This window comes from Hymenobacter sp. AT01-02 (genome assembly GCF_000961955.2).
GTDB classification, from domain to species: domain Bacteria; phylum Bacteroidota; class Bacteroidia; order Cytophagales; family Hymenobacteraceae; genus Hymenobacter; species Hymenobacter mucosus.
Window position 1 is genome coordinate 1 of the sequence record NZ_JZIR02000075.1, and the last position, 6,977, is coordinate 6,977.

A 6,977-nucleotide genomic window follows, 5' to 3' on the forward strand; every position below is an offset into this window, starting at 1 on the left:
GCGCTCCGGCAGCGGCGTAGGAAGTAGTAGCGTCTCTTGGTTATAGCCCGCAGCACCTAGGTGAGGTAGTTGATCTGCGTCGGAGAGTGATGCAGAAGAGAAGGTGGCGTGTTCCGTTTGGAGAAGCAGAAGAGCAACCATCGCCAGCAGTGGCTGCTGGGAGGGAAGAGACTGGGTGGTTGGCATAGGTGGGTGCAAAACGAGAAGCAGAATACCCAAAGGTATTCTGCTAATTATCTGCCCGTCAAGGACACAATGCTCGAAATTGTGACTAGTACCCTCCGCAGATGAAACAGCACCTTACCAGGAGGAAAGCTGCCAGAAGCCTGCAAACGGCCTTTTAGTAGCACTACGTTGTGTTGACTTACCCCTTATATATTCTTTTTTATTGCGGGTATTTGTTCGGCTAGCCACGCCACGGCCTGCGCCTGCGAGGTGGCCACGTAGCAACAGGCGCCTTGCTGGCGTAATTGGGTCAGAAAATCGGCAAACCCGACCCGTGCAAACAAGCCGTGGGGAGGAATGAGAGCATAGCACCACGCACCGGCTGCTTGCGCGCGCGGCAGCCAATCATAAAGCAGCCATGTGTGGTAGGATACGGGAAAGGAAAGCAAGGGAACTTGCTTGACGAGGATCTTGCCCCATCCCGTGTGCTGAACGCAGGCCAGCACCCCATTCAACACTACTTGTGCGGCTGTCAGAGTCCACGGTGTTTGTTTCCACACCACCTGCACGTAAGCTCCCTCCCGCTCTTCCGTGATAACGGCCAGCGAGTTCTCGAAGCAGACGGGTGAGGTAACGGGTGGGGGCAGCATACAGGGCGACAGTAGTAAGTAATCTATGTCAAATACGAAACACAATCAAGACCTCGCGTCAGACACTAGGGTGACTTACACCAGTTCCTTACTACGGTAGTACCGGACACTTTGTCTACACAAGAATCCACTTACTAAAACGGCCGCATTGTACTTCAGCCGTACTGCTATTCTTTGAGCTAGCTCTACTACGTTAATTGAACAAACACATACGCGGCGGGCTTTACCCAACTTCCAACAGCCAAGCCCTAGCAACTGCGCGGCTAGAGAAAAACCGACTATGCAGTCGATACAACCGTTTGGCTTCGCGGAAGACGTCCACAGCCTCTAGGCGCAACTCCAGCGGGATGGCCGTGACCACAGCCACGCGGCGCAGATAGCCGCTTCCGGCTGAGCGGGGTAGCCAGTCCACCATTAGCCAACTCAGAAATTCTTCGCCGGCTCCTACTAGGTGCCGCTGGTCGGTGAGCAGGCGCTGACAGCCCGTTCGGCGCAGCAGCTCCAGCACGGCTTCCATAAGCGTTTTTGCCGCCGCCGCTTCCTGGGAGCCTGGTCCCCACACCACCTGGAGGTAGCCTTCGGGTAGCAACCCAATTTCACCCGCAGCAAGAAAATAGGAAAGGGACATGGCAAGACCGGTAGAAATGCTTAGTAAGGAACTGGACGCTAGTCTAATATACGAGTTTATTGCCTAGCTGATCCGTAGTTATCACGAGTGAGGCAAGAAATAGCATAAGTATGTTTGCAACATCGGTTTGCACATATACTAGTTCGCTTTTATGCCCACCTCCTTTGCTATTACAATTTCTCCTCACCGAGGCGGTATGAGTTTGCAATTACGTGGTACCTGCTGCCAAGTAGCCGAAATGGAGCAATTCATTCAGGTGATAGAACAGGCTCTGCAACAGCAAGTGCGCACGCTCTGGATCGACTGTGCCCACTTGCAGCAGCTAGACAGAATGGGTCAACAAGCCATTTTACAAGTTGAACGGTTGGCGGCCGCCGCGCGCGTAGTCACCTACTGGTATGGCTTTTCTAGCCTGATTATTCAGCAGTTATCGGAAACCGGGCTACACTTACTTTTGCGCAGCCTGCCTGCCAGCAGCTACCGGCCTACTTCTGATAAGTAACTCAGCGTAGAACCTCCACAACGGCTTTGGGGCAACCTAGTATTTTCGAGTTGCTTGCCAGAGGGAATGCGCTAAGTGTTCTGCTTGGGTACTGACTCCCTACAGGCACGGAGTAGCGCTTTAGAATGACATGGGCTAGATTCCCATATCAGAATGTGTTCCGTGCTTTAATACTGTATTGTAGTACTGAGGTATTCACTTGCACGAGCACAGCGGCATTTAGGTAGGCAAGCTCAGATTAGTAGATCAGCGAATAGAATGTCGAACTACCCTTTGCGTAAATATTCCAAAACCAGTTATTGCGCAGTAAGCTAGCAGTATACCAGCTTACATAACAAAGTAGGCTCACCCAGCGAGAGTTTATAGGACTACTTACGCAAGATGCGCTTTTCGCCTTCTAGTTAGGAGTCCTAGTCCAAGCTGCCCGTTTGACTGTAAGCCCCACTTTTAATCGAGGTTGGGGGCGCCAATCGACCTTAAGCGTTTTCGCATAGCGCATTAAACTCATGGTTCTTTGCTCGTCGGCAACACATAGGTTCACCTCAACAGAAATTCTTGCCTTACATGCTTAAAGGATACGTAACAATGCCGTAGCTTTGCAGCATGCTTCAACCAAAAAACTTGTTGATGAAGCGTGGAACCCTGCTCGGCAAGGAACCGCGAGTGGGCCGGAAGGTCTTTGCCACTATCGGTTCTCCCAATTTTGCCTCTGGCATTTCCGTTGTCTTTTCTGGGTGTTGCCCCGTTACCGTTTCGGATTCCGAAACGGTTTTTTTATGTCCGTTGAGTTCGTCGGCTACCACCCCCGCAGCTACTGCATAGTTCATGCCTCAAACGCTAAACCCACCCCTACCTCCAATGGACGCCTATACTCCTCACTCAATTGTGGCTGCTGCCACCATCGCCTCGGTCCTTGCTGGTAGCCCGTTTCTCCGTCAGGAGTAGCAGGTAGACTTCACATTGTTCCTTTTAGCTAGACGACCTCACTTTTCCTCTACTTCGGTATGGCACGTAAAGACCTGCTCGACATCGCCTCCCTCCACCGTGAGGAAATCGAGTTCCTGCTCGACCAATCCACGTCCTTTAAAAAATTGTTCACCCACTCGGTGAAAAAAATCCCCGCCCTCGAGGGCAAGTCCGTGCTCATGCTGTTCTACGAGGCCAGCACCCGAACGCACTCCTCCTTCGAGGTCGCGGCCAAACGCCTCTCGGCCGAGGTGACGAATTTCGACGTGGCCCACTCCTCCATCACCAAGGGTGAGTCGGTGCGCGAGACAATCGAGACGCTCCAGGCCATGCGCACCGACTACATCGTCGTCCGCCACAGCCACCCCGGCCTGCCCGGCATGATTGCCCGCCAAACCACGGCCTCGGTCATCAATGCCGGCGATGGGGCGCACGAGCACCCCACCCAGGCCCTGCTCGACGCCTTCACCATCCGGGAAAAATTCCCCGACCCCCGGGGCAAAAAGGTCCTCATCATCGGGGACATTCTTCACTCCCGCGTCGCGCGCTCCACCAGCACCCTGCTGCAGAAGCTGGGCGTCGAAGTTGCTTACCTCGGCCCGGGGTCGCTGGTGCCCAAATATGTGCCGGCCAGCATCCGCCGCTTCACCGACTATGAGGCAGCCATGGCCTGGGCGCCGACGTGGTGTACCTGCTCCGCGTGCAGATGGAGCGCCAGGACGTGCAGTTTTTTCCCAGCGTCCGCGAATACCACCGGGTCTACGGCATCACTACGGCCCGCCTGGCTGAAATTCGCGACCGGGGTCTCTACATCATGCACCCCGGCCCCGTGAACCGGGGGGTTGAGCTCTGCGACGCCGTCATGGACTACGAGCGCAGCCTGATCACCAACCAGGTTGAAAACGGCATCTCCATTCGCATGGCCGTGCTCGACTGGCTCACGCCGGGCGGAGAGTTTCCGAAACAGGAATCGTATGTCGCCCAGCAGCGGGCTAGCTCGAAGCTCGTGATGCCCTAACCCCGGGACGCGGCCGCTCCCTCCACTCTTCCATTTACCTCTCTCAAAGCCTTCGCCGGTTACCAGCTTTTATCACTTCATGCTACTCCTTCAAAACGCCCGCATCGCCTCCGAAAATTCACCCGTACTGCTTGAGAGCGATGTCCTGATTGTCGAAGGAAAAATTCAGGACCTCGGCAGCAACCTAGCTATTCCCGAGGGGGCCCGCGTCATCGACGCCCGAGGTCGAATTCTTATGCCGGGCATGTTTGATGCCCACGTCCATTTCCGCGCCCCCGGGTTTGAGAACAAGGAAACCATTACCACGGGGAGCGAGGCCGCCATCAACGGCGGCATTACCGGTGTGGTCATGATGCCGAATACCCGTCCCGCCCTTGACTCGGCGAGCTCAGTGGCCTCCGTACTGGAAAATGCCAAGCACCGGTCCCGTATCCCGGTATACACCTCCGGTTGCGTCACCAAGAACCGTGAGGGTAAGGAACTGGCGGAAATTGAGGGTATGCGCGAGCTAGGGGTGAAGATGCTCACCGACGATGGGGACACTACCAGCGACCCGGCGGTGCTGCTGCGGGCGATGCAATACGCCACCGAGTTTGGAATGTTCTTCGCCAGCCACTGTGAGGTGCCGGAGTTGGCCGGGCCACGCGCCCTGAACGAAGGGGTGATGAGCTACCGGCTTGGCATCAAGGGCTCACCGGCCTGTGCGGAGGAAATCATCATCGACCGCGACATTCGCCTGGCCCGGGCGGCAGGTGCGCATGTACACATCCAGCATGTGTCCAGCAAACTCGGTATGGAAACCATCCGCTGGTGGAAATCCCGCGGCGATGTGAAGGTGACGGCCGAAGTAGCACCGCATCATCTGCTGTTCACCGACGAGCACATCGGCGACTACGACACCAACTATAAGATGAACCCGCCGCTACGGACGCAGGCCGATTGTGATGCGCTACTCGAGGGGCTCATTGAAGGTGTCTTCGACCTCATTGCCACCGACCACGCGCCGCACACGCCGTTCGAAAAAGCTCAGGATTTCATCAGCGCACCCAATGGCATCACCGGCTTGGATACAGCGCTGGTGTCGCTCTACCACCACTTTGTCGAGCCCGGCAAATTCGGGTGGGACCTGGTAGTAAAGCGCTATTCGGCGGAGCCCGCCGCCTGATGGGCCTGCCGGTACCCACCATTGAAGTCGGCCAGCAGGCTGAGTGCGTCTTGTTTGATACCGAAGCGGAAACGACCTTCACACGGGAATTCATGAAATCCAAATCCCAGAACACGCCCTTCATCGACCAGACGTTAAAAGGCCGGGTAGACTTGGTGATTTTGGGTACAGAAATCCTGCTGGAACGCTAATCAATAGCGCTTGCTGAATAAGAAATGTCATGCCAAGCACAGTCGAAGCATCTTACCGCTTCGTTCGTACGCTTGCAAACGCTGAGTCTAATAAGCACTGCCTTGCTTTGGATTGATCATGTTTTGAATCCCAAAACCATAACGAGTATCTACTCAACGGAACGCCCATCGTTAGCGCAAGTGCAATTGCACGAGTTGTCTATTATCTGTGGTGGCGACTTGCAATGTAGGCTTCGTTTCGACTTAAAGGATTTTCTTATTGATGCTCCAATCAAATGGGTGCAGCGGAAATACAACACAGTTCAACTGAGCCTGAGCCTGATTCAAACTGAGCTAATCCAGTGCACTATTCCCAACGGAAGCGGCATTGGAGACTTGAATATTGTTCCTGATGGGGCACGCTTTCAGATAATATTCCCCACACAGCCAAAAGGAATCGTTTTTCAAGCAACGGCCACTTGGCTACATGTTGATAGCATATCAGGCTATCAGAAAGAACTTTCCTAGTTGACCGCACAACGAAGCGGTAGAGCTGCTTCGATAAGCTCAGCATGACGACTAAATAATTGACGATGAGTACTCCTTCTTCCTCCAATACCTCCAAGCCCCTAATTGGTGTGGTCATGGGCTCTAGCAGCGACTGGGACACCATGCAGCATGCCGTGCAGATTCTCACGCAATTTGGCGTAGCCACGAAGCGCGCGTAGTGTCGGCCCACCGCATGCCCGACGACTTATTTGCCTACGCCGAACAAGCCGGCCCGCGCGGCTTGCAGGCTATCATCGCAGGGGCGGGTGGCGCCGCCCACCTGCCGGGCATGATGGCGGCTAAAACTACGGTGCCCGTGCTGGGGGTACCGGTGGCTAGTCGCCATTTGCAGGGAGTGGACTCGCTGCACAGCATCGTGCAAATGCCTAAAGGGGTGCCCGTGGCTACATTTGCCATTGGCACTGCCGGGGCAGCCAACGCGGCCTTATTTGCGGTCAGCCTGCTGGCCCTGCACGACGCGGACCTAGCTACTAAGCTACAGGCGTTTCGCGCCGAACAAACCGAAGCCGCTCGCGCTATGACGCTGCCCGTATGAGCCCCGATATTTACGTTGCAGCCATGAACCCAATTTTCCCAGGTAGTGTAGACGCCGCAGGCCAGCGGGCCACCCTTGGGGGTGCTGGGGGGCGGCCAGCTGGGCCGGATGTTTGTGCACGCCGCCCAGCGCCTAGGGTACTTTACTGCCGTGCTGGAGCCTGACGTGCAAAGCCCAGCCGGCCTGGTAAGTCACCACCATATCCAAACCGACTACAACGACCCTGCTGGACTGGAGCAGTTGGCCCACCTGTGCCAGGCCATCACCACCGAATTTGAAAACGTGCCGGCCCAGGCCCTGCATACGCTGGCGCAGACCCGGTCTGTGGCACCTAGCGCGGCCGTGGTGGGCATTGCCCAAAACCGCATTGAGGAGAAAGCTCACTTCACGGCCTGCGCTGATCTATCGGGGGTGAACTGTGCGCCCTACGCCATGATTGAAACGCCGGCCCAGTTGCGGACCGTTCAGGATGAGCGGGCGGATTTGCTGCCTGGTATCCTGAAAACCGCGCGCATGGGCTATGACGGTAAGGGCCAGGTCCGCGTCAAGACTACTGGTGAACTGGCGGCCGCCTGGGCGGAGCTGGGCAGCGTCGCTGCGTGCTAGAA

General features: G+C 55.9%; 9 protein-coding genes and 1 pseudogene. 7 read left to right on the top strand and 3 right to left on the bottom strand.

Annotation, left to right across the window (positions count from 1 at the left end):
* From VI25_RS18680 to VI25_RS18690, 3 genes are all read right to left on the bottom strand, one after another.
* A partial coding sequence (locus VI25_RS18680) for a hypothetical protein (protein ID WP_152981700.1) occupies window positions 1-186 on the bottom strand: 186 nt, incomplete at its 3' end.
* Between the two features lie 185 nt (window positions 187-371).
* The gene (locus VI25_RS18685; protein WP_045690686.1) at window positions 372-815 is read right to left on the bottom strand and encodes a hypothetical protein; all 444 of its coding nucleotides are present in this window, start codon (window positions 813-815) and stop codon (window positions 372-374) included.
* Between the two features lie 223 nt (window positions 816-1,038).
* Window positions 1,039-1,443 (bottom strand): hypothetical protein, encoded by a 405-nt coding sequence (locus tag VI25_RS18690; protein WP_045690687.1) that lies wholly within the window; start codon window positions 1,441-1,443, stop codon window positions 1,039-1,041.
* Between the two features lie 196 nt (window positions 1,444-1,639).
* Between VI25_RS18690 and VI25_RS18695 the strand changes: the two genes are divergently transcribed.
* From VI25_RS18695 to VI25_RS18725, 7 genes and pseudogenes are all read left to right on the top strand, one after another.
* Window positions 1,640-1,945, top strand: a complete 306-nt coding sequence (locus VI25_RS18695) for a hypothetical protein (RefSeq protein WP_045690688.1) — start codon at window positions 1,640-1,642, stop codon at window positions 1,943-1,945.
* 1,004 nt (window positions 1,946-2,949) lie between these two features.
* Entirely contained in the window at window positions 2,950-3,744 is a 795-nt protein-coding gene (locus VI25_RS18705; protein WP_201783327.1) for an aspartate carbamoyltransferase, read from the top strand.
* Window positions 3,633-3,929 carry a hypothetical protein gene (locus VI25_RS27180; RefSeq protein WP_236705128.1) on the top strand — a complete coding sequence of 99 codons (297 nt, stop codon included), beginning with the start codon at window positions 3,633-3,635 and terminating at the stop codon, window positions 3,927-3,929. Before VI25_RS18705 ends, VI25_RS27180 begins: the two co-directional genes overlap by 112 nt.
* Before the next feature lie 79 nt (window positions 3,930-4,008).
* Window positions 4,009-5,094 carry a dihydroorotase gene (locus VI25_RS18710; RefSeq protein ID WP_201783328.1) on the top strand — a complete coding sequence of 362 codons (1,086 nt, stop codon included), beginning with the start codon at window positions 4,009-4,011 and terminating at the stop codon, window positions 5,092-5,094.
* Window positions 5,095-5,357: 263 nt separating this feature from the next.
* Window positions 5,358-5,792, top strand: coding sequence for a hypothetical protein (locus VI25_RS18715; protein ID WP_055562733.1), 435 nt, complete (start codon window positions 5,358-5,360; stop codon window positions 5,790-5,792).
* A 65-nt stretch (window positions 5,793-5,857) separates the two neighbouring features.
* A pseudogene (purE, locus tag VI25_RS18720) lies at window positions 5,858-6,369 on the top strand (5-(carboxyamino)imidazole ribonucleotide mutase).
* Window positions 6,370-6,450: 81 nt separating this feature from the next.
* A complete protein-coding gene (locus VI25_RS18725; RefSeq protein ID WP_236705129.1) occupies window positions 6,451-6,975 on the top strand; it encodes an ATP-grasp domain-containing protein in 525 nt (174 codons plus the stop codon).
* The last annotated feature ends 2 nt before the right edge of the window (window positions 6,976-6,977 follow it).

Excerpts from the sequence above, each read along its gene's own strand:
- VI25_RS18685 (WP_045690686.1), bottom strand. The coding sequence starts at position 815 with ATGCTGCCCCCACCCGTTACCTCACCCGTCTGCTTCGAGAACTCGCTG.
- VI25_RS18690 (WP_045690687.1), bottom strand. The coding sequence starts at position 1,443 with ATGTCCCTTTCCTATTTTCTTGCTGCGGGTGAAATTGGGTTGCTACCC.
- VI25_RS18695 (WP_045690688.1), top strand. The coding sequence starts at position 1,640 with ATGAGTTTGCAATTACGTGGTACCTGCTGCCAAGTAGCCGAAATGGAG.
- VI25_RS18705 (WP_201783327.1), top strand. The coding sequence starts at position 2,950 with ATGGCACGTAAAGACCTGCTCGACATCGCCTCCCTCCACCGTGAGGAA.
- VI25_RS18710 (WP_201783328.1), top strand. The coding sequence starts at position 4,009 with ATGCTACTCCTTCAAAACGCCCGCATCGCCTCCGAAAATTCACCCGTA.